The organism is Mesorhizobium sp. SARCC-RB16n (assembly GCF_008520305.1).
GTDB lineage: Bacteria > Pseudomonadota > Alphaproteobacteria > Rhizobiales > Rhizobiaceae > Mesorhizobium.
Genome location: NZ_ML703268.1, coordinates 150,784 through 172,017 on the forward strand (window position 1 = coordinate 150,784; position 21,234 = coordinate 172,017).

The 21,234-nt window shown below is 62.9% G+C and carries 22 protein-coding genes; 12 read left to right on the forward strand and 10 right to left on the reverse strand.

Annotated features, from left to right (window positions below; genetic code table 11):
* Positions 1-229 precede the first annotated feature (229 nt).
* From purL to C7I87_RS15785, 5 genes are all read left to right on the forward strand, one after another.
* Positions 230-2,461 (forward strand): phosphoribosylformylglycinamidine synthase subunit PurL, encoded by a 2,232-nt coding sequence (purL, locus tag C7I87_RS15765; protein ID WP_149905071.1) that lies wholly within the window; start codon positions 230-232, stop codon positions 2,459-2,461.
* 7 nt (positions 2,462-2,468) lie between these two features.
* Positions 2,469-3,032 carry a hypothetical protein gene (locus tag C7I87_RS15770; RefSeq protein WP_149905072.1) on the forward strand — a complete coding sequence of 188 codons (564 nt, stop codon included), beginning with the start codon at positions 2,469-2,471 and terminating at the stop codon, positions 3,030-3,032.
* Between the two features lie 122 nt (positions 3,033-3,154).
* Positions 3,155-3,388 (forward strand): BolA/IbaG family iron-sulfur metabolism protein, encoded by a 234-nt coding sequence (locus C7I87_RS15775; RefSeq protein ID WP_015318146.1) that lies wholly within the window; start codon positions 3,155-3,157, stop codon positions 3,386-3,388.
* A 151-nt stretch (positions 3,389-3,539) separates the two neighbouring features.
* Positions 3,540-3,875: a Grx4 family monothiol glutaredoxin gene (gene grxD / locus C7I87_RS15780; protein WP_013895877.1), complete on the forward strand. Its 336-nt coding sequence runs from the start codon at positions 3,540-3,542 to the stop codon at positions 3,873-3,875.
* A gap of 144 nt (positions 3,876-4,019) precedes the next feature.
* A complete protein-coding gene (locus C7I87_RS15785) occupies positions 4,020-5,306 on the forward strand; it encodes a multidrug effflux MFS transporter (protein ID WP_373424725.1) in 1,287 nt (428 codons plus the stop codon).
* 30 nt (positions 5,307-5,336) lie between these two features.
* Here C7I87_RS15785 and C7I87_RS15790 read toward each other — a convergent pair whose 3' ends face one another.
* From C7I87_RS15790 to rpsD, 3 genes are all read right to left on the reverse strand, one after another.
* On the reverse strand, positions 5,337-6,164 hold the full coding sequence (locus C7I87_RS15790) for an inositol monophosphatase family protein (RefSeq protein WP_149905073.1): 828 nt from the start codon (positions 6,162-6,164) through the stop codon (positions 5,337-5,339).
* Entirely contained in the window at positions 6,154-7,041 is an 888-nt protein-coding gene (gene ttcA / locus C7I87_RS15795) for a tRNA 2-thiocytidine(32) synthetase TtcA (RefSeq protein ID WP_149905074.1), read from the reverse strand. Before ttcA ends, C7I87_RS15790 begins: the two co-directional genes overlap by 11 nt.
* A 150-nt stretch (positions 7,042-7,191) precedes the next feature.
* Positions 7,192-7,809, reverse strand: a complete 618-nt coding sequence (gene rpsD / locus C7I87_RS15800) for a 30S ribosomal protein S4 (protein ID WP_013895883.1) — start codon at positions 7,807-7,809, stop codon at positions 7,192-7,194.
* A gap of 376 nt (positions 7,810-8,185) precedes the next feature.
* Here rpsD and C7I87_RS15805 point away from each other — a divergent pair, with 376 nt between their 5' ends.
* Positions 8,186-8,383, forward strand: a complete 198-nt coding sequence (locus tag C7I87_RS15805) for a hypothetical protein (protein WP_140506376.1) — start codon at positions 8,186-8,188, stop codon at positions 8,381-8,383.
* A gap of 118 nt (positions 8,384-8,501) precedes the next feature.
* On the opposite strand, the gene C7I87_RS15810 is transcribed toward C7I87_RS15805, so the two are convergent.
* Positions 8,502-8,690 carry a DUF3008 family protein gene (locus C7I87_RS15810; RefSeq protein WP_027143670.1) on the reverse strand — a complete coding sequence of 63 codons (189 nt, stop codon included), beginning with the start codon at positions 8,688-8,690 and terminating at the stop codon, positions 8,502-8,504.
* Between the two features lie 156 nt (positions 8,691-8,846).
* Here C7I87_RS15810 and C7I87_RS15815 point away from each other — a divergent pair, with 156 nt between their 5' ends.
* A complete protein-coding gene (locus C7I87_RS15815) occupies positions 8,847-10,229 on the forward strand; it encodes an RNB domain-containing ribonuclease (RefSeq protein WP_149905075.1) in 1,383 nt (460 codons plus the stop codon).
* Here C7I87_RS15815 and murI read toward each other — a convergent pair.
* Both murI and C7I87_RS15825 read right to left on the reverse strand, forming a co-directional pair.
* Positions 10,185-11,042: a glutamate racemase gene (gene murI / locus C7I87_RS15820; RefSeq protein ID WP_149905076.1), complete on the reverse strand. Its 858-nt coding sequence runs from the start codon at positions 11,040-11,042 to the stop codon at positions 10,185-10,187. The two genes, C7I87_RS15815 and murI, sit on opposite strands and share 45 nt — an antisense overlap.
* Positions 11,035-11,955, reverse strand: coding sequence for an RNA methyltransferase (locus C7I87_RS15825; protein WP_149905077.1), 921 nt, complete (start codon positions 11,953-11,955; stop codon positions 11,035-11,037). The genes murI and C7I87_RS15825 overlap by 8 nt, the downstream gene beginning before the upstream one ends.
* 214 nt (positions 11,956-12,169) lie before the next feature.
* On the opposite strand from C7I87_RS15825, the gene C7I87_RS15830 reads away from it, so the two are divergent.
* A complete protein-coding gene (locus C7I87_RS15830) occupies positions 12,170-13,381 on the forward strand; it encodes an NADP-dependent isocitrate dehydrogenase (RefSeq protein WP_149905078.1) in 1,212 nt (403 codons plus the stop codon).
* 16 nt (positions 13,382-13,397) lie between these two features.
* Entirely contained in the window at positions 13,398-14,024 is a 627-nt protein-coding gene (locus tag C7I87_RS15835) for a glutathione S-transferase family protein (protein ID WP_149905079.1), read from the forward strand.
* Positions 14,025-14,041: 17 nt separating this feature from the next.
* On the opposite strand, the gene alaS is transcribed toward C7I87_RS15835, so the two are convergent.
* The 3 genes from alaS to C7I87_RS15850 all read right to left on the reverse strand — a co-directional run bounded on the left by alaS (position 14,042) and on the right by C7I87_RS15850 (position 18,349).
* A complete protein-coding gene (alaS, locus tag C7I87_RS15840; protein ID WP_149905080.1) occupies positions 14,042-16,708 on the reverse strand; it encodes an alanine--tRNA ligase in 2,667 nt (888 codons plus the stop codon).
* A gap of 268 nt (positions 16,709-16,976) precedes the next feature.
* A complete protein-coding gene (gene recA, locus C7I87_RS15845; RefSeq protein WP_013895892.1) occupies positions 16,977-18,077 on the reverse strand; it encodes a recombinase RecA in 1,101 nt (366 codons plus the stop codon).
* 20 nt (positions 18,078-18,097) lie between these two features.
* Positions 18,098-18,349 carry a hypothetical protein gene (locus tag C7I87_RS15850; RefSeq protein WP_149905081.1) on the reverse strand — a complete coding sequence of 84 codons (252 nt, stop codon included), beginning with the start codon at positions 18,347-18,349 and terminating at the stop codon, positions 18,098-18,100.
* Positions 18,350-18,358: 9 nt separating this feature from the next.
* On the opposite strand from C7I87_RS15850, the gene C7I87_RS15855 reads away from it, so the two are divergent.
* Positions 18,359-19,303, forward strand: a complete 945-nt coding sequence (locus C7I87_RS15855) for a carbohydrate kinase family protein (RefSeq protein ID WP_149905082.1) — start codon at positions 18,359-18,361, stop codon at positions 19,301-19,303.
* A 57-nt stretch (positions 19,304-19,360) separates the two neighbouring features.
* A complete protein-coding gene (locus tag C7I87_RS15860) occupies positions 19,361-20,278 on the forward strand; it encodes a pseudouridine-5'-phosphate glycosidase (protein WP_149905083.1) in 918 nt (305 codons plus the stop codon).
* A gap of 12 nt (positions 20,279-20,290) precedes the next feature.
* Here the strand turns inward: C7I87_RS15860 and C7I87_RS15865 are convergent, their stop codons facing one another.
* Positions 20,291-20,614: a TfoX/Sxy family protein gene (locus C7I87_RS15865; protein WP_149905084.1), complete on the reverse strand. Its 324-nt coding sequence runs from the start codon at positions 20,612-20,614 to the stop codon at positions 20,291-20,293.
* Between the two features lie 91 nt (positions 20,615-20,705).
* Here C7I87_RS15865 and C7I87_RS15870 point away from each other — a divergent pair, with 91 nt between their 5' ends.
* Positions 20,706-21,203, forward strand: a complete 498-nt coding sequence (locus tag C7I87_RS15870; RefSeq protein ID WP_149905085.1) for a GFA family protein — start codon at positions 20,706-20,708, stop codon at positions 21,201-21,203.
* Positions 21,204-21,234: the final 31 nt, after the last annotated feature.

Genomic DNA, 21,234 nt, shown 5'->3' on the forward strand with positions numbered 1-21,234 from the left:
GCATGTCGCCCGGAAGTGTCCTCGGTTCCGGGATAACGACATGCATAAAATCAGAAGCTTACAGCAGGTCGGGCGAATCCTATTCGCCGCGACATGCTGTAGCGCGATCCATTGTGGTCATCACCCTGTTGCTTTCTGCCTTTTTCCTCCGCCGACGGGTGTATCGGCCGCAAAGCTTGCGATAAGAGGAGACTCAAAATCCCTGCTCCATGGACATAAATCGCCGCCCATGACCATTTCCAATTCCGTGCCGATCACACCGGACCTCATCGCCGCGCATGGGCTGAAGCCCGACGAGTATCAGCGCATATTGGATCTGGTCGGACGCGAACCGAGCTTTACCGAACTCGGCATCTTCTCGGCGATGTGGAACGAGCACTGCTCCTACAAATCCTCGAAGAAATGGCTGCGCACCTTACCGACCACCGGTCCGCAGGTCATCCAGGGCCCGGGCGAGAATGCCGGCGTGGTCGACATCGGTGACGGCGACTGCGTCGTCTTCAAGATGGAAAGCCACAACCACCCGTCTTTCATCGAGCCGTATCAGGGTGCCGCGACCGGCGTCGGCGGCATCTTGCGCGACGTCTTCACCATGGGCGCGCGGCCGATCGCGGCGATGAACGCGCTGCGCTTCGGTGCTCCCGATCATCCCAAGACCAGGCATCTCGTCGCCGGAGTGGTTTCCGGCGTCGGCGGCTACGGGAATGCCTTCGGCGTGCCGACGGTTGGCGGCGAGGTCAATTTCGATGCTCGCTACAACGGCAACATCCTGGTCAACGCCTTTGCCGCCGGCCTTGCCAAGACGGACGCCATCTTCCTGTCCGAGGCCAAGGGCGTCGGCCTGCCGGTCGTCTATCTCGGCGCCAAGACCGGTCGCGACGGTGTCGGCGGCGCCACCATGGCCTCGGCCGAATTCGACGACAAGATCGATGAAAAGCGCCCGACGGTGCAGGTCGGCGATCCCTTCACCGAAAAATGCCTGTTGGAAGCCTGCCTCGAGTTGATGGCCTCGGGCGCCGTCATCGCCATCCAGGACATGGGTGCGGCCGGCCTCACCTGCTCTGCCGTTGAAATGGGCGCCAAGGGCGACCTCGGCATCGAGCTCGACCTCGACAAGGTGCCGGTGCGCGAAGAGCGGATGAGCGCCTACGAGATGATGCTGTCGGAAAGCCAGGAGCGCATGCTGATGGTGCTGCGCCCCGAAAAGGAAAGGGAAGCCGAGGCGATCTTCCACAAATGGGGCCTCGACTTCGCCATCGTCGGCAAGACCACCGATGATCTGCGCTTCCGCGTGCGGCACCAGGGCGACGAGGTTGCCAACCTGCCGATCAAGGATCTTGGCGACAAGGCACCGGAATACGATCGCCCGTGGATCGAGCCGAAGAAGCCGGCGCCGCTTGCCGGCAATGACGTTCCGCAGGCCGATGTTGCCGATGCGCTGTTGAAGCTGCTCGGCGGACCGGACCTTTCGTCACGTCGCTGGGTGTGGGAGCAATACGACACTTTGATCCAGGGCAACTCGCTGCAGCTTCCGGGCGGGGATGCCGGCGTGGTTCGCGTCGAGGGACATCCGACCAAGGCGCTGGCCTTCTCCTCCGACGTGACGCCGCGCTATTGCGAAGCCGACCCCTATGAAGGCGGCAAGCAGGCGGTGGCCGAATGCTGGCGCAACCTGACCGCCACGGGGGCGCTGCCGCTCGCCGCCACCGACAATCTCAATTTCGGCAATCCGGAACGGCCCGAGATCATGGGCCAGCTGGTCGGCGCGGTGAAAGGCATTGGCGACGCCTGCCGGGCGCTGGGTTTCCCGATCGTGTCGGGCAACGTCTCGCTCTACAACGAAACCAATGGCCAGGGCATCCTGCCGACACCAACCATCGGCGGCGTCGGCCTGATATCGGACTGGTCGAAGATGGCACGGATCGGTTTCGCCGCGGAAGGCCAGATGATCCTGCTGGTCGGCGCACCGGCTTCCTGGGGCACGCATCTCGGTCAGTCGGCGTATATGCGCGATGTCCACGGCCGCAGCGATGGCCCGCCGCCCCCGGTCGATCTCAAGCACGAGAAGCGCGTCGGCGACCATGTACGCTCGTTGATCGCGTCCGGCATCGTCACGGCGGCGCATGACGTCTCCGACGGCGGCATCGCGGTGGCGCTGGCCGAAATGGCCATGGCGTCGGGGATCGGCGCGACCGTTCCCGGCCTTGTCGGTACCGATCCGATCCCGGTCTGGTTCGGCGAAGACCAGGGCCGCTACCTCCTGACGCTGTCGATCGATCCGCACGGCGATGAATGGGACGCGATCCGCAAGCAGCAGGGCGAACTCGGCATCTTCGCGCCGTGGATCGGCTCGACGGGGGGCAATACGCTGAAGCTCGGCGATGCAAGGGCAATCCCGGTCAGCGACTTGACCGCCGCCCATGAAGGCTGGTTCCCGCGTTTCATGGATCAGGCCAGTTGACGAGAGCATGATCCCGAAAAGTGGAAACCGGTTTTCGGAAAAGATCCTGCTCAATCATAGGAAACTAGCTGTACGGGCGCTGCTTGCAGTGGTCTTCTGGCCGTCGCTGTTCTTTTTCTGGTGCCTCGGGCCGTTCGTCTTCTTCCTGTTGTCGACGACCTCGAGTGAGGTTTGCCCCAGGCTGGAAACACGCGCCGAGTTCCTCGCCGCGGCCAACGGCACGCTTCCGATGCTGGTCCTTCAGGACTTGATCTATGCGGTTCCGATCGTCTGCCTGGTGCTTTGGAACCGGCTCCTGCCGGAGCCAACGCGGGCCAGGCACATCATCACCTGCATCAAGCTTTTCGTCGTCTCGGCTGTGCTCGGGGCCTTGTGGGAGTATGGCTCTTCGCTTGTCTGCGATGGCTACGGCCGGCCGTTCTTCTCGCCTGCCTGGCAAATGACCAGTTATCTGCCGATCGCCAACCTGGCGGTCAACATCCCGCTCTACGTGCTGGTCTTCAGCCTGGGCCGCGCCTTCTCGATGCGCGAGGACGAGCCGGCGCAGGAGCCTGATGAAACCCTCTCCTGAACACCAACAGGACGTACACCGGACGGAACCGCTTCAATCCGGATTGGAAAGGCTTTAGTCTTGGCCGACTCTCATCGCACGGGCCGCCGCGTCGCCGCCCTCCCGAAACAGGAATTTCTGCAATGGCAATGGACGCCCACGACATCGAAAAACTGATCAAGGACGGCATACCGGACGCCCGCGTGACGATCCGCGACCTCGCCGGCGATGGCGATCACTATGCGGCCGAAGTCGTGGCCGAGAGCTTTCGGGGAAAAAGCCGCGTCCAGCAGCACCAGATGGTCTATGACGCGCTGAAGGGCAATATGGGCGGCGTGCTGCATGCGCTGGCACTGCAGACCAGCGTCCCGGACTGAGGCATTCCCACCCGTCACGCTTGGCCCAAAACAGCCCATTCTTTGCGCCATTCGGGTGATGGCATGGCTAAAGTCTTGTTTCGGGCAACCTATGGGGTTATTTGAAAGACATGTTTCGAGCCTGACTCCCACAGGCGTGAAAGGATATTCCATGAGCGGTATCAACGACTACATCGACAACGAAGTGAAGGGCAACGACGTCGTCCTTTTCATGAAGGGTACGCCCGGCTTCCCGCAATGCGGATTTTCGGGCCAGGTCGTCCAGATCCTCGACTATATCGGCGCCGACTATAAGGGCGTGAATGTCCTGGACTCCGCCGAACTGCGCCAAGGCATCAAGGACTATTCCAACTGGCCGACGATCCCGCAGCTCTACGTCAAGGGCGAATTCGTCGGCGGCTGCGACATCATCCGCGAGATGTTCCAGGCTGGCGAATTGCAGACATTCCTGGTCGAGAAGGGCGTGAGCGTCAAAGGCGCCGCCTAATTCAGCCAAGGCATGTCGACACCGACATGCCTTGGGCACCGGGGCAGCCCCACCTCGGCAATTTTTACATCCCGGACACCGGGACCAGGACGAGCCAATGCGCCGGCCCGCCGGCGCGTTTTCGTTTGAGAGATCGGACTTGCCGTGGACCAGCAGAAATCAGCGCCGCAGGGGGCAAGCACCTTGCCCGGGGCAAGCAGCTTGCCCATTCCGCGCTGGGAGTTCATCGCGCTCTGCGCGGCGCTGATGGCGCTCAATTCGCTGGCCATCGACATCATGCTGCCGGCGCTGCAGCAGATCGGCGCCTCGCTCGGCGTCGAGAATGAAAACCACCGGCAATATGTGATCACCGCCTACATACTGGGTTTCGGCGGCGGCCAACTGCTCTTCGGGCCGATCTCGGACCGGTTCGGTCGCCGTTCGCCGCTCGTCGCCGGCCTGATTATCTATGTGGCGGCGGCCGCCGCGGCTGCCATCGCGCCGAGCTTTGAAACACTTTTGATATGCCGCGCCGTGCAAGGCATCGGCGCGGCCGCCACGCGCGTCATCGCAGTCTCGATCGTGCGCGATACATTCGATGGCCGGCGAATGGCCGAAGTCATGTCGCTGATCTTCATGGTGTTCATGGCCATCCCGGTCGTGGCACCAGGCATCGGCCAGTTTATCATGCTGTTCGCGACCTGGCATTGGATATTCGTCACCATGGCCGTCGGCGCCCTGGTCGTGTCGGCATGGTCGCTGCTGCGCCTGCCTGAGACGCTGCATCCCGAATACCGCCGGCAACTGACGGTATCCTCCATCCTCGGCGGCTTCCGCATCGTGCTCACCAACCGCATCGCGCTCTGCTATGCCTTCGCCAGCACTTTCATCTTCGGTGCCATGTTCGGCTTCATTGCCTCGGCGCAGCAGATCTATGTCAACATCTTCAACGTCGGCGAGATGTTTCCCGTCATCTTCGCCGGTGTCGCGGCCGTGCTCGCCTTCTCCAACTTTCTGAACTCGCGCCTCGTCGGCCGCATCGGCATGCGCCGACTGTCGCAAAGCGCGCTGCTGCTGTTTCTGGTGATCAGCCTGGCCTGGCTGGTGCTTTCACTGGAAACGAAGATGCCGCTCTGGCTGTTCATCACCTTCTTTGCCGGCGCAATGGTGCCGTTTGGCTGTCTCGGCGCCAATTTCAACGCGTTGGCCATGGAGCCGCTTGGCCAACTGGCCGGCACGGCGTCGTCCATCCTGGGTTTCATGCAGACGTTTCTCGGCGGCATTCTCGGCACGTTGATCGGCCAGGCTTTCAATGGTACGGTGACACCGTTGGCCGCTGGGTTCTGCAGCGTCTCGGTCGCAGCGCTGCTGATGATCCTGATTGCCGAGCGCGGCAAGATGTTCCAGCCGCAGAACGCACCCGTGTCAGGGCACGTTACCGACCTGCATTGATCTTGCCGCCGACACCGCGCAGAAGTTAACCTATTCCGCCCACAGTTCCCGGCGCAGTTCCTGCCAGCTGTCCTGGTCCGGCGCGACCAGCAGGCCGCCGTCGACATGCGAGGGCAGATAGGCACTGCCATCAATGCGCGCGGCATGGCCGCCGGCTTCCTGATGGATCAGCACGCCGGGCAGATGATCCCAAGGCATCAGCTTGTTGTAGACGACAAAATGCGCATGCCCGCTCGCCAGCAGGCGATACTCGTGAGCAGCGCAGCGATAAGCGAACTGCGACAATGCCTTGGTCTGGTTGCGCGCAAGGCGTGAGCGCTCCGGTTCGTCGAGATATTGCCAGGAGACCGCGCCGGTCATTTGCGATATCGGGACAGGCGACGCCACATGCACTTTCTCCAGGCTTCCATGGGCATGCCTGATATGGCTGCCGGCACCCTTGGCGGCGATCAGCCAATCCTTGCCCACCGGATCATGGATGATGCCCGCGACCGTCTCGCCTCTGACAACGACCGCCAGCATGACGCCGAAGAGCGGTACGCCGGATGCGAAATTGAAGGTGCCATCCACCGGATCGATGGTGAATGCCAGTTCAGCGTCGCCCAGGCCATCGAGCAGCGCCGGATTGTCGGAGCAGGCCTCCTCGCCCACCATCATGGCCGAGGGATAGCGCTCGCGCAGCCTGGCGGTGATCAGCCGCTCGGCGTTGACATCGGCTTCCGTCACCAGATCGGCGGCGGATGTCTTCTGCCTGATATCGCCATCGCCCAATCGGCGAAAGCGCGGCATGATTTCAACGTGGGCTGCCTCGGCCAGAATCCCGGCTAGCCAGTCGATCGCGGTATCGTCAAATGTCATCGGAAATGTCTTGCCTGATCGCGAGGGTTTCATTGAGGGCGGCGAAATCGAACAGCTTTCGGTCGAGCAAATGCGACGGCCTGGTGTTGGACAGAGCGCGGATCATGGTGTCCTTGCGGCCGGGCATGCGCTTTTCGATGTCCTCGAGCATCGCCTTCATGGCGTTGCGCTGCAGCCCTTCCTGGCTGCCGCAGAGGTCGCAGGGGATGATCGGGAACCGCATCGCGGCAGCGAATTTCTCAAGATCTGCTTCGGCGCAATAACTCAGCGGGCGAAGCACCATGACGTCACCTTCGTCGTTGAGCAGCTTTGGCGGCATGGCGGCAAGCCGGCCGCCATGGAACAGGTTCATGAAGAAGGTTTCGAGGATGTCCTCGCGGTGATGGCCGAGAACCAGCGCCGAGCATCCTTCCTCACGTGCGATCCGATAGAGATGGCCGCGCCGCAGCCGCGAGCAGAGCGAGCAATAGGTGCTGCCTTCGGGGAGCTTGTCGGTGACGACCGAATAGGTGTCCCGGTATTCGATACGGTGGGCTATGCCGTTGGCGTCGAGATAGTCGGGCAGGATGTGCTTGGGGAAATTTGGCTGGCCCTGGTCCAGGTTGCAGGCCAGCAACTCGACCGGCAGCATCCCGCGCCATTTGAGATCAAGCAGCATGGCCAGCAGACCGTAGGAATCCTTGCCGCCCGACAGCGCGACTAGCCAGCGCTCGCCGGGCTTCACCATCGAGAAGTCCTCGATCGCCTGGCGGGTCTGCCGCAGCAGCCGCTTGCGCAGCTTGTTGAACTCGACCGAGGACGGTACCTCGGCGAACAGCGGGTGGGAGCCACCTTCGGCGGCCGGTTCAAGCGTTTCGATGTCTGGCAGCATGTTCATGGCGCGACGGCCCCGGATGTTACTTCCGCCGGCTTAGCGCATTGGCCGGAAAATCGAAATTGATTTCAGCGACACGCCGCAAAGCGGATGCGCGAAAACAAAAAGGCCGCCTCGAAGGCGGCCTTTCCGGTATCGCAGAAAATCGTTCGCTTAGCGCGAGTAGAATTCGACGACCAGGTTCGGTTCCATCTGCACGGCGAATGGAACGTCCGCCAGGCCGGGGATGCGCGAGAAGGTCGCGACCATCTTGTTGTGATCGGCTTCGATGTAGTCCGGCACGTCGCGCTCGGCGAGGCCGACCGACTCCAGGACGATGACCAGCTGCTTCGACTTTTCGCGCACTTCGACGACATCGCCCGGCTTGCAGCGATACGAGCCGATGTTGACGCGCTTGCCGTTGACGTTGACGTGGCCGTGGTTGACGAACTGGCGGGCGGCGAAGATGGTCGGCACGAACTTGGCGCGGTAGACGACCGCGTCGAGACGCGATTCGAGCAAGCCGATCAGGTTCTCCGAGGTGTCGCCCTTGCGGCGGTCGGCCTCTTCATAGACCTTGCGGAACTGCTTTTCCGAAACGTCGCCATAGTGACCCTTCAGCTTCTGCTTGGCGCGCAGCTGCAGGCCGAAGTCGGAAAGCTTGCCCTTGCGGCGCTGGCCGTGCTGGCCGGGACCGTATTCACGCTTGTTGACCGGGGACTTCGGGCGGCCCCAGATATTTTCGCCGAGACGGCGGTCGATCTTGTATTTCGCGGATTCGCGCTTGCTCATCGCATTCCCTTTTCAAAAACAACACACCCGGCACCTCATGGTCCGGGTGAAGGAAACGCGCCCTCCTCTGGCCTCCGTTTTCGAGACCTGACAGGGTTTTCCCACGCAACGCGGCGGAAAACCCACGGGACACGTCAGTTCAAACAAGATCGGAAACGACTGTCGTGACAGACCTTGCGTATACAAAACAAACACCGGACATCGCTGCCCGGCGTTGGCGGCTGGTTAAACCGAGATTTAACCGGTGTCAAGCTTGTGAGTGGCACGGGCCGGCGCAACTGTATAGCGTTCAGGGCGTTGATGCGATGCCGGGATGTGGCGGGAGGTTTGCGCCAGCGGCACCAAGAAGTGACTGGAGCTAGAGGAGCCTAATTGCATGAAGAAGTTCTTCCTTACCCTGGCAGGCGCCGCGGTGCTTGCAGGTTCGATGGCGGTGGCCCCCGAACCGGCCATGGCGCGCCATTGGCATGGCCACAAACAGGTCTGCCGGGTCATCGTCAAAAAGCGAGTGGTGTGGCGGCATGGTCATCGCAGGGTGATCGTCGAGAGAGTACGGCGCTGCCACCGCTGGTAGGCTGTCAACGCAACAATCCCAGGGCCAGCGAACGTCGCTGGCCCTTTCCATTCCAAGATAGTGTGGCCAGCGAACGTCGCTGGCCCTTTTTCATTCCAGGTAGTGTGGCTCGAAGCGCTCAATCCTGGGATTTTTTCTCCGGCAGTCCCTTGCGCTTCGTCTCGGCGAATTCCTCGAGCTGTTTTTCATTCATCGATTCATACATGCCCTTGGAAGCGCCTTTGAGCTCGCTTTTCTTGGTCTCGCCGCGTTTGGCGGAGAGTGCGGCGCCGGCGGCCTTCTGCTGGGCTTTCGAGGTGGCTGGCATGGCGGGTTCTCCTTTGCTGTCATGGAAACGCCGCGCTTCGGCGGCGGTTCCAGCGACAGGGCTCGTTCCGGTCCGCACGATGCCAGCCGGTAGCCGGCCTTGGCGATTTTCGTTGGTAGCCTTCCCGTGTCCGGAACCCCAGTGTAGGACGGCTGAATGAAATCCCTGACCGATCCCTCACAGGCTCTCTCCACTGGCCTGACGAAAATCCGCACCGAATTGCACGTGCCGGACGGATTTCCGGCTGATGTGGTTGCCGCGGCGGAGGCGGCGGCCAAACGCGTGCCCGACCAGCATGCCGATCGAAGGGCGATGCCCTTCGTCACGCTCGATCCGGCTGCTTCCACCGACCTCGATCAGGCGTTCTCGATCGAGGCGAGCGGCAGTGATCTTCTGCTGCATTATGCCATTGCCGATGTGGCCTGGTTCGTCCAGGACGGCGACACGGTGGATCTCGAAGCCTGGACGCGGGGCGAGACACTTTACTTGCCAGACGGCAAGGCCGGGCTCTACCCGCCGGTGATTGCCGAGGGTGCGGCAAGCCTGTTGCCGGATGGACCCCGTCCAGCAGTTATCTTCACGGTCCGGGTTGCGCAGGACGGTGCGACGAAGTTGGACGGCGCGGAGCGGGCAATCATTCAAAACCGCGCCAAGCTCGCGTACGACAGCGTGCAGGCGTCCGACGTCCCGGCCGGCTTCGCCGAAATGGCGCGGCGCATGGCGACGAACGAACAGCGCCGCGGGGCTTCCCGCGTCGATCCGCCCGAGCAGGAGGTAGAAAGACTTGCCGATGGCACATACCGGCTTTCGTTCAGACCGCTGCTGCAATCCGAGCAGGACAACGCCGCGCTTTCGCTGGCCGCCAACATGGCGATTGCCGATGCCATGCTTGCGCATCATACCGGCTTGTTCCGGGTGATGTCGGGGCCGGATGCCTTCAAGGTTCAAAGGTTGCGCAACGCGGCACAGGCTCTCGGACTGTCCTGGCCGGCCTCCACCAGCTTGCGAGACTATCAGCGAACCCTCGATCCGACCGATCCGCAACAGGCGGCGCTGATGCTGGAAATCCGCCATGCAAGCCCCGGCGCGTCTTATCAACCCTATCACGATGGCGTTGTCCCCTGGCATGAGGCCCTGGCCGCCACCTATGCCCATGCAACGGCGCCACTCAGGCGACTTGCCGATCGCTATGTCGTGCGCTGCGCGCTGGCTATCGCCAACGGCCAGCCCGTGCCACAGGCTGTCACCGACGCGTTCGCCAGATTGCCGAAGACGATGGGACGTGCGGATAGCCGCGCTTCGCTGATCAACCACGCGGCCATCGACCTTGCCGAGGCAATAATGCTGGAAGGCCGCGAGGGTGAGACGTTCAAGGCCGTCGTCACCGACTTCGTCGACCACGGCGTGCGCGTTCAGCTTGCCGACATGCCTGTCGTCGCCACCGTAAAGGCCTCCGGCCTCAGACAGGGCGACGGTCTGACGCTAAGGCTGGTCCTAGCCGATCCGGATCGACGCAGCATCGTCTTCGAACCTGTTTGAGTGGCGGGCACCTCCGCCACTATCCAAGTGCACGGTCAGCCCAAATCCCTGCATAAGGCGGCTGACGGCGAAATCCGCCTTGCCCGAGGTGAACACCGCGATATCGGGCTCGCCTTGCGGCAGAGCTCCATCGATGGGCGGCAGCAGCGAAAGGGCACGGCGAGCGATCGCCTCGGCCGGATCGATCCAGTCGACCGGCCAGGGCGCGGTCTTGCGCATGCGATTGACCAGAAAGGGATAGTGCGTGCAGGCCAGCACGACGATATCGGTGCGCATGCCGTCGCGCTCGATGAAGCATGGCGCGATCTCGGCGCGCACGGCCTCCTCGTCGACGAAGCCCTCGCGCATGTAGGCCTCGGACAGGCCCGCCAGCCTGTCACTGGCGACCAAGCGGACATGGCATTTCTGCGCCCATTTGCTGATCAGGTCGCGCGTGTACTGGCGCTTTACCGTGCCCGGCGTCGCCAGCACCGAGACCAGGCCCGAGCGCGTACGCTCCGCCGCCGGCTTGACCGCAGGTACCGTGCCGACAAAGGGATGGCCCGGAAATCTTTCGCGCAAAGCGTCGATCACCAGCGTCGAGGCGGTGTTGCAGGCAATGACCGAAATGGCCGGCGCAAAGCGGTCGAGCAATTTGGCGAACAGCTCCAGTATATGGGTCCGCAGCGCCGGCTCTTCCCAGGCGCCAAAAGGAAAAGCGGCATCGTCGGCGACATAGATGAAGCGCCGGTCGGGCATCAGGACGCGCGCCTCACGCAACACGGTGAGCCCGCCGACGCCGGAATCGAACATCAGGATCGGCTGCTCAGTCATTGTCGGTTCCCTTGCCGCCAAGTGGCGGCGTGTCCGCGTCGTCGCCGTTGGCGTCCGGCACCTGGCCAGCCGCCTCCGCCTTGCGGGCGCGCGCGGCTGCCGCTGGCAAACGCCTCGGATCATCGCCCGGTGAGCCATCGCCGCGCGGCATCGCCGGCGAAAACCGGTCGAGCGACGAGATGATGCCGCGCAACACCTTGAGCTCCGGTTCGGCAAAGCCGGCGCGCGTCAGCACGGCGCGCAGATTGTCGACCATCTTCGGCTTCTTCGGCGCCGGCCGGAAATAGCCGCGCGCTTCCAACGCGCCTTCCAGATAGGCGAACAGGCCGTGCAATTCTTCCTTGCTTGCCGGCTTCATCTCCGGCCCCGAAAAATTGGTCCTGGTTTCGTCCTCCAGGCCCGACTTCATCCACTCATAGGACATCAGCAAGGCCGCCTGGGCGATGTTGAGCGAGGAGAAATCGGGGTCGACCGGAAAAGTGACGATCTCGTCGGCGAGGCCAACCTCGTCATTGTAGAGACCGAAGCGTTCGCGTCCAAACAGGATGCCGGTGCGCTGCCCCATTCCGTGACGGGCGCGCAGCATCCTTCCCGCCTCCACCGGGCCGCGAACGGATTTGAAACCGTCGCGCTGCCTGGCGGTGGTGGCGAAGACGAAGTTCAGATCAGCGAGCGCCGAGGCCAGATCCTCGTAAACGGTGACGGCATCGATGACATGGTCGGCACGGCTGGCGGCGGCGCGTGCTTTCTCGCTCGGCCAGCCGTCGCGCGGGTTGACCAGGCGCAGCTCCGACAGTCCGAAATTGGCCATGGCGCGGGCGACCATGCCGATGTTCTCGCCGAGCTGCGGCTCGACGAGGATGATCGCCGGGCCGGCGGCTGCGGGGTTGGCGGGGTCTTTGGTGATGGGCATGACTGTCAATGAACTGCTGTTTGCGGCATTTCAGCGTCCCCTGCCATATTCGGCCGCGAAAATGAAGCATTCGCAAATGAAGGCGGCCATGCCTCACATTCGTGACCGATCGCCGTTTGCGTGGCCAAAAACGCTTTGGTATACGGGCGCAATCTCCCGGCCGAACGCCACGCGGGCAAGGCCGTCCCATTCCCAGCAACGAGGCATTCTTTCCATGGCGAAGATCAAGGTGGCGAACCCGGTCGTCGAACTCGACGGCGACGAGATGACCCGCATCATCTGGCAGTTCATCAAGGACAAGCTGATCCACCCTTATCTCGACCTCAAGCTCGAATATTACGACCTCGGTATCGAGCACCGCGACGCCACCAACGATCAGGTGACGATCGATTCGGCCAACGCCATCAAGAAATACGGCGTCGGCGTGAAATGCGCGACGATCACCCCCGACGAGCAACGCGTCGAGGAATTCAAGCTGAAGAAGATGTGGAAATCGCCGAACGGCACCATCCGCAACATTTTGGGCGGCACCATCTTCCGCGAGCCGATCATCATGAAGAACGTGCCGCGCCTGGTGCCCGGCTGGACCAAGCCGATCATCGTCGGTCGTCATGCCTTCGGCGACCAGTATCGCGCCACCGATTTCCGCTTCCCCGGCAAGGGCAAGCTGACGATCAAGTTCGTCGGCGAGGACGGCCAGGTGATCGAGCATGACGTGTACGATGCGCCCGGCGCCGGCGTCGCCATGGCCATGTACAATCTCGACGAGTCGATCCGCGAATTTGCCCGGGCGTCGCTGAACTACGGCCTGCTACGCAACTATCCGGTTTACCTGTCGACCAAGAACACCATCCTCAAGGCCTATGACGGCCGCTTCAAGGACATTTTCCAGGAGGTCTACGAGGCTGAATTCGAGGCCGAGTTCAAGTCGAAGAAGCTGTGGTACGAGCACCGGCTGATCGACGACATGGTGGCGTCGAGCCTGAAATGGTCGGGCGGCTATGTCTGGGCCTGCAAGAACTATGACGGCGACGTGCAGTCCGACACGGTGGCGCAAGGTTTCGGTTCGCTCGGCCTGATGACCTCGGTGCTGATGACGCCGGACGGCAAGACCGTCGAAGCCGAAGCCGCGCACGGCACCGTCACCCGCCACTACCGCCAGCATCAGAAGGGCGAGGAAACCTCGACCAATTCGATCGCCTCGATCTTCGCTTGGACGCGCGGCCTCGCGCACCGCGCCAAGCTCGACGACAACGCCGACCTGAAGCGCTTCGCCGAGACGCTGGAAAAGGTCTGCATCCAGACCGTCGAGTCCGGCTTCATGACCAAGGACCTGTCGTTGCTGATCGGCCCCGACCAGCCCTGGCTATCGACCACCGGCTTCCTCGACAAGATCGACGAGAACTTGCAGAAGGCGATGGCGTAAGCAGCCTCGAGGACAAATGGGCAAGCCGGTCGTCTACGGCGCGGACTACAGCGTCTATGTGCGCATCGTCCGGCTTGCGCTCGAGGAGAAAGGCGTCGCCTACGACCTCGTGCCGGTGGACATTTTTGCGGAGGGTGGCGCGCCGGCATGGTACGGCGAACGCCATCCTTTCGGCCGCATCCCGGCCTTCGAACATGATGGCTTTCGGCTCTTCGAGGCCAGCGCGATCGCGCGCTATGCCGACGAAGCTTTCGACGGTCCGGCATTGCAGCCCGCCGATGCGCGCGGCCGCGCCAGGATGGGCCAGATCATCGGCATGTTCGATGCCTATGCTTATCGGGCAATGGTGTGGGACGTCGCCGTCGAGCGGCTGGAGAAAGAAACGCCCGACGAGACGCTGACCGCCGAAGGGCTGCGCCGGGCCGAAACCGTGCTCAGGGTGCTGACGTCACTGAAGGCACAAGGGCCGTGGCTGCTTGGCGACCAGCTGACCTTGGCCGACCTGCATGCGGCGCCGATGATTGGCTATTTCGTCAAGGTCAGCGAGGGGCGCGACTTGCTGGCGCGGTTTGCGGATATCCGGGACTGGTACGCGCGTGTCTCGGTGCGTGCAAGCTTTGCGCGCACCGACAAGGTTGGTTGATAAGTCCAATCCGACGCTTACGCTGCCTCCAGCGCCGCCCTTACCGCGGCGATCGCATCATTGGCTTTTGACGCATCCGGGCCACCGGCCTGGGCCATGTCGGGACGGCCGCCGCCGCCCTGCCCGCCCAATGCGGCGGAGGCCACGCGCACCAGGTCGACGGCGCTGAAGCGGCTGACGAGATCATCGGTGACGGCGACCACGACACTTGCCTTGTTGTCCTCGCCAGCGCCAACGAACACGACGACGCCAGAGCCCAACGAAGTCTTCCCGGCATCGGCCAGCGGCTTCAGGTCCTTCGGCGAAACGCCGGAAACCGCCTTGCCGAGGAAGCCGACACCAGCGACGATCTCGTTGGCGGCTGGGGCATCGGCCGGCGACCCGCCGCCCAGCGCCAGCTTCTTGCGCGCTTCGGTCAGGTCCTTCTCGAGCTTCTTGCGCTCTTCGAGCAGCGCTTCGACGCGCGCCGGCACATCTGCCGGCGAGATCTTCAGCGTGGCGGCGGCCGCCTTCAGCCGCCTGTCCTGCTCGTCGAGATGTTTTCGCGCGGCCTCACCGGTCAACGCCTCGATGCGGCGCACGCCTGCGGCGACCGCACCGTCCGAGACGATGCGCACCAGGCCGATATCACCGGTCGCCCTGACATGCGTGCCGCCGCAGAGTTCGACCGAATAAGGCCGGTTGGCCTTGGCGCCATGCAGACCTGTGCCCATCGACACGACCCGCACCTCATCACCATACTTCTCGCCGAACAGCGCCATGGCGCCCTCGGCGATGGCGTCGTCGACCGACATCAGGCGCGTGGTGACCGGGCTGTTCTGGACAACGATCTCGTTGGCCATGCGCTCGACCTCTTCGAGCTCCTCGGCGGAAATCGGCTTGTTGTGCGAGATGTCGAAACGCAGGCGCTCGGGGGCGACCAGCGAGCCCTTCTGCGCGACATGGGTGCCCAGCACCTCGCGCAGCGCCTCATGGATTAGATGCGTCGCGGAGTGATTAGCGCGCAGCCTGGAGCGGCGTGCATGATCGACCTTCAGTTCGACCGCGGCACCCGTCTTGACCGTGCCGGCAATCACCTTGCCCAGATGCACGAACAGACCATCGGCCTTCTTCTGGGTATCGGAGATCTCGATCGAGAACCCCTCGCCTGACATCAAGCCGGTGTCACCCATCTGGCCGCCGGATTCGCCATAGAACGGCGTCTGGTTGACGATCACGGCGACCGCATCGCCCTTGGCGGCGCTGTCGACGGTCTTGCCGTCCTTGACCAGCGCCTGGATAAGGCCCTCAGCCTGCTCGGTTTCGTAGCCGAGGAATTCCGTGGCGCCGGTCTTTTCACGCACGGAGAACCAAACCGTCTCGGTGGCGGCCTCGCCGGACCCGGCCCAGTGCTTACGCGCCTCCGCCTTCTGCTGCTCCATCGCATTGGTGAATCCGGCAAGATCGACCGAAATGCTGCGCTGCCGCAGCGCATCCTGCGTCAGGTCGAGCGGGAAACCATAGGTGTCATAGAGCTTGAATGCCGTTTCGCCATCCAGCATGTCGCCAGCGCCGAGCTTCTCCGTCGCCTCGGAGAGCAGGCCGAGGCCGCGCACCAGCGTCTTGCGAAAGCGTGTCTCCTCGAGTTTCAGGGTCTCGGTAATCATCGTTTCGCCACGCACCAGTTCCGGATAGGCCTGGCCCATCTCGCGCACCAGGGCCGGCACCAGTTTCCACATCAACGGATCGCGGGCGCCGAGCAGCTGCGCATGGCGCATGGCGCGGCGCATGATGCGGCGCAGCACATAGCCGCGGCCTTCATTCGACGGCAGCACGCCGTCGGCGACCAGGAAGGAGGATGAGCGCAGGTGATCGGCAATGACGCGATAGGACGCCACCGTTTCGGCGTCGGGCGCGCGCCCAAGCGCGGAGGACGCCGCATCGATCAAATGACGGAACAGGTCGGTCTCGAAGACGCTTTCCACCCCTTGCAGGATGGATGCCATGCGCTCCAGGCCCATGCCGGTGTCGATCGACGGGCGCGGCAGGTCGACGCGCTCCTCTTTCGTCAGCTGCTCGTACTGCATGAACACCAGGTTCCAGAATTCGAGGAACCGGTCGCCGTCCTCCTCGGGACTGCCCGGAGGGCCACCCCATATGTGCTCGCCACGGTCGATGAAGATTTCCGAGCAGGGGCCGCAGGGGCCGGTGTCGCCCATCGCCCAGAAATTGTCCGAGGTCGCGATCCGGATGATGCGATCGTCGGAGAAACCGGCGATCTTCTTCCAGAAGCCGGCCGCCTCATCGTCCGTATGATAGACGGTGACCAGCAGCTTGTCCTTCTTCAGCCCGAACTCCCTGGTGATGAGGTTCCAGGCAAGCTCGATGGCGCGCTCCTTGAAATAGTCGCCGAAGGAAAAATTGCCGAGCATCTCGAAGAAGGTCAGATGGCGCGCGGTATAGCCGACATTGTCGAGATCGTTGTGCTTGCCACCGGCGCGAACGCTTTTCTGGGCCGTGGTGGCACGCGAATAAGGCCGCTTCTCCAAGCCGGTGAAGACGTTCTTGAACTGCACCATGCCGGCATTGGTGAACATCAAGGTCGGATCGTTGCGCGGCACGAGCGGGCTCGAGGCCACGACCTCGTGGCCTTCCTTGCGGAAATAGTCGAGAAAGGTCGACCGGATCTCGTTCACGCCACTCATGGATACTGCCTTTTCAAGAGAGCCGCCGGCCGGACCGGCGGGAGATGGCTCAGTGTTTTCTAGAAGATGGAGTTGGCCTTTTAGCCGTAGCTCTTGACCCTGTCCAGAAACACGGAATTGGGCCAATTCACACCTTGCATCGGCACTTGCGCGGGCGCGCAAACGAAAACCGCCGGCTCGAAGGCCGGCGGTTTGGAACGCAGTACTAAAGAACTCTGTTACTTAAGCGTCGGATAGGCTGGATTTATGGCCAAACTCTGGCGTTGCCCTACATCGCGCCGGCTTCGTCCTCGAAACCGTCGTCGCCATTGCCCTCTGAACCACCATTCTCGAGGAATTTTTCGGCGATCAGTCCGGCATTCTGCCTGAGCGCCAGTTCGATCTCGCGCGCGGTGTCGGGATTGTCGCGCAGGAACAGTTTCGCATTCTCGCGGCCCTGGCCGAGACGCTGCGAATTATAGGAGAACCAGGCGCCCGACTTCTCGACCACACCGGCCTTGACGCCGAGATCGACCAGTTCGCCGGTCTTGGAGACGCCCTCGCCATACATGATGTCGAACTCGACCACCTTGAAGGGCGGTGCCAGCTTGTTCTTGACCACCTTGACGCGGGTCTGGTTGCCGACGACCTCGTCGCGATCCTTGACCGAGCCGATACGACGGATGTCGAGGCGAACCGAAGCATAGAATTTCAGCGCGTTGCCGCCTGTCGTCGTTTCGGGCGAACCGAACATGACGCCGATCTTCATGCGGATCTGGTTGATGAAGATGACCATGGTGTTGGAGCGCGAGATCGATGCGGTCAGCTTGCGCAGCGCCTGGCTCATCAGGCGGGCCTGCAGGCCGGGCAGCGAATCGCCCATCTCGCCCTCGATTTCGGCGCGCGGCGTCAGCGCCGCCACCGAATCGACCACCAGCACGTCGATGGCGCCCGAACGCACCAGCGTGTCGCAGATCTCGAGCGCCTGCTCGCCTGTGTCGGGCTGCGAGATCAGCAGGTTTTCAAGATCGACGCCGAGCTTGCGAGCATAGACCGGATCGAGCGCGTGTTCGGCGTCGACGAAGGCACAGATGCCGCCCTTCTTCTGGGCTTCGGCCACGGTATGCAGCGCCAGCGTCGTCTTGCCCGAGCTTTCCGGCCCGTAGATTTCGATGATGCGGCCGCGCGGCAAGCCGCCGACGCCGAGCGCGATGTCGAGGCCGAGCGACCCGGTCGGTACCGTTTCGATCTCGACGACCTGCTCGTTCGCGCCGAGCCGCATGATCGAGCCCTTGCCGAAAGCCCGCTCGATTTGCGACAGCGCCGCATCCAGAGCCTTTGATTTGTCCACTGCCTTATCCTCTACCAGCCGCAAAGAATTCTGAGCCATGATACATCACCCCTTGGTCGTCAATGAAGGCCGGACAATCCGTAATCCCTGTCATTTTGTACCTTTTTTGTTCTCATTTGGCAAGGGGTAGCAACCAATTGAAAAACAAGCGATATCCCGATTTGTTCTTTTTTTGTCTTGCCAAGCCGGTCAGGAACAGGCTCCGCATTGGGCCAGCCGGGCCCAGCATCCCACCCCGCCGAATCGCCGTCTTGCGTGCGAAGCTCTGTCGCGCACTCTAGCGCTTGTGCGGCTACAACAACAAAGGTCATATCGCCGCCATGGTGAAATCAGCGAAGATACTGGCCGTGGGCGGCGCCCATATCGACCGGCGTGGCCAGGTATCCGGTCCTTATGTGCCAGCCGCCTCCAATCCCGGCACGATGCGCGAGGATGTCGGCGGTGGCGTCTTCAACGCCCTGCGCGGCATGGTGCGGCGCGGCCTCTCCGCATCGCTGCTTTCGGTGCGCGGCGGCGATGCGTCAGCCGATACGGTTTCACGGGCCATCGCCGAGGCAGGCATCGTCGATCTGTCGGCGGTGTTCCTCGACCGTACGACGCCGAGCTACACGGCACTGCTCGACCGCGAAGGCGAACTGATCGTCGGCTTTGCCGACATGGCGCTGTACGACCTGGCCTTTCCCAAGCAGATCCGGCGCTCCAGGATACGCCAGGAAGTGGCCGCCGCCGATGCTATCCTGTGCGACGCCAATCTGCCGTCGGCCGCGCTGGAGCGGCTGCTGTCGTTAGCCGCCGGCAAACCGGTTTTCGCCATTGCGATTTCGCCGGCCAAGGTGACGCGGCTGATACCGGTGCTCGGCGGGCTGGCTCAGCTCTTCATGAACCGGCGGGAGGCCGTTGTGCTGGCTGGGGTCAATGCAAATGCCGCCGAGCGGGAGATGATCGACGGGTTGCGATGCAGCGGCCTTGCCAGCGGCGTGGTCACGGCAGGCAGTGGCCCTGTGTTGGGTTTCGACGGCACAGGCGCCTTTTCGATCGTGCCGCCTGCCCCCAGAAAAGTCGCCGATGTCACCGGCGCCGGCGACGCGCTGGCGGGTGTGACGGTGGCGGCGCTGCTGCGCGGCCTGCCGTTGCGCCAGGCCCTACGCGAAGGCGTCGCCGCGGCAACGCTCGCCATCGAAAGCGCCAACGCAGTGCCCGAATTCAACGCTGCAAGCTTCGCGGAAGCGCTGGCCCTTGTGCCGGATGCCAGGGAAGTGGCATGAGACCGGCAAATTCATAAAGCGCAGTGGATGCGCCGCACTCCGGATTGGAGATCAGACATGACGCCAGAGACCGCCCGCCCCTTCATCGATATCCACGCACCGGTGGCGCAGGCCCTGGCCGCCGGACGCCCGGTGGTGGCGCTCGAAAGCACCATCATCACCCATGGCATGCCCTATCCCGACAACGGCGCCATGGCGGCCAATGTCGAAAAGATCATTGGAGATGGCGGCGCGGTGCCGGCGACGATTGCCGTGGTCAACGGCCGCATCAAAATCGGACTTTCGGACGGCGAACGCGAATCGCTGGCGATGACGGGTGACGCCATGAAATTGTCGCGCGCCGATCTCGGCTTCGCCGTCGCGCAAGGCCGCACCGGGGGCACCACGGTCGCGGCGACCATGATCGCGGCTGAAATGGTCGGAATAAAAGTGTTCGCCACCGGTGGCATTGGCGGCGTGCACAAGGGCGCGGAGAAGAGTTTCGACATCTCGGCCGACCTCGATGAACTGGCGCGCACGCCGGTCATCGTCGTCTCGGCCGGCGCCAAGGCCATTCTCGACATCGAAAAGACGCTGGAGGTGCTGGAAACGCGCGGCGTGCCCGTGGTCGGCCATGGCTGCGAGACGATGCCGGCCTTCTGGTCGCGGCAGTCGCCGTTCCGGGCGCCATTGACCTTGCACAAGCCGGAAGACATCGCGCATTTCTACCAGACGCGGCAAGCGCTTGGGCTTAGCGGCGGCTTGCTGGTCGCCAATCCGGTCCCGGAAAACCACGAAATCCCCGCTGAAGAAATGGCCGGCTACATCGAAGCCGCGCAGAAGGCGGCAGAGGCGCTCAACGTTACCGGCAAAGCCGTAACGCCGTTCCTGCTGGGAAAAATCCTCGAACTCACCGGCGGCCGCAGCCTGAAGACCAACATCGCGCTGGTCGAGAACAATGCGCGATTGGCGGCTAAGATCGCCAAGGCCTTGTAGGGTTCCGCGCCGTTACCTGCCGGCCCGCAGCCCGGCTTCATAGGCGCGCCGCGCCCACACCGTCATTTCGTCAGGATCGTCGAAGGCCCTGTCGGGAATGCTCCAATAGGGCATTGCCACCAGCTTGCCATGGCGGGAGCCGGTATAGGTCCACTGCCGGCAGCCAGCGGCTTCGAAATCCGGCACGCTTTGTTCGTCCGCCTTCAGCAGCAATTCACCGCGCAGCACGATGGCGACGATGATGCCGTCGAAATAGATCCCCTTGCCGCCGAACAGTTTTCGGATGCTGACCGGGCCGAGGCCCTCGAACAGTTCCGCGATGCGCTCATTGTCCATGCCACGATCATGTCACCGGCATTTGGCCTTGTCATCGCCGAAACCAAAATTCATGCTGACAGGTTGAGGCTATCCTGTCGGAGTTTTTGCCATGCCTGTGCTGCTCAAGGGGTCCTGTCGCTGCAACGCCGTGCGTTTCGAAGTGGAAAGCCACACGCCGGTGCCGTTCATGCTGTGCTACTGCTCGATCTGCCGCAAGCAGCAAGGCGGCGGCGGTTTCGCCATCAATCTCGGTGCCGACTACGAGACACTGAACATCAAGGGCAAGAGGAGCCTCGGTGTGTACCGAGCCGAGATCGAGGACGACGAGCATCCCCATTGCGAGGTCTCGACCGGCGAGCGCAATTTCTGCCGCAAATGCGGTTCGGCGCTCTGGCTCTACGACCCGACCTGGCCGGAACTTGTCCATCCCTTTGCCTCGGCGATAGACAGCGACCTGCCGAAGCCGCCGGAAAAAGTGCATCTGATGCTGAAATACAAGGCGGACTGGGTCGAGCCCGAGATCGGCAAGGGCGACAAGACGTTCGACGTCTATCCCGAGGAATCAATCGCCGACTGGCACAGGCGGACGGGCATGTGGGTGGATTAGCGGCAGGTAGATGGGCGAAATTCTGAGAGGC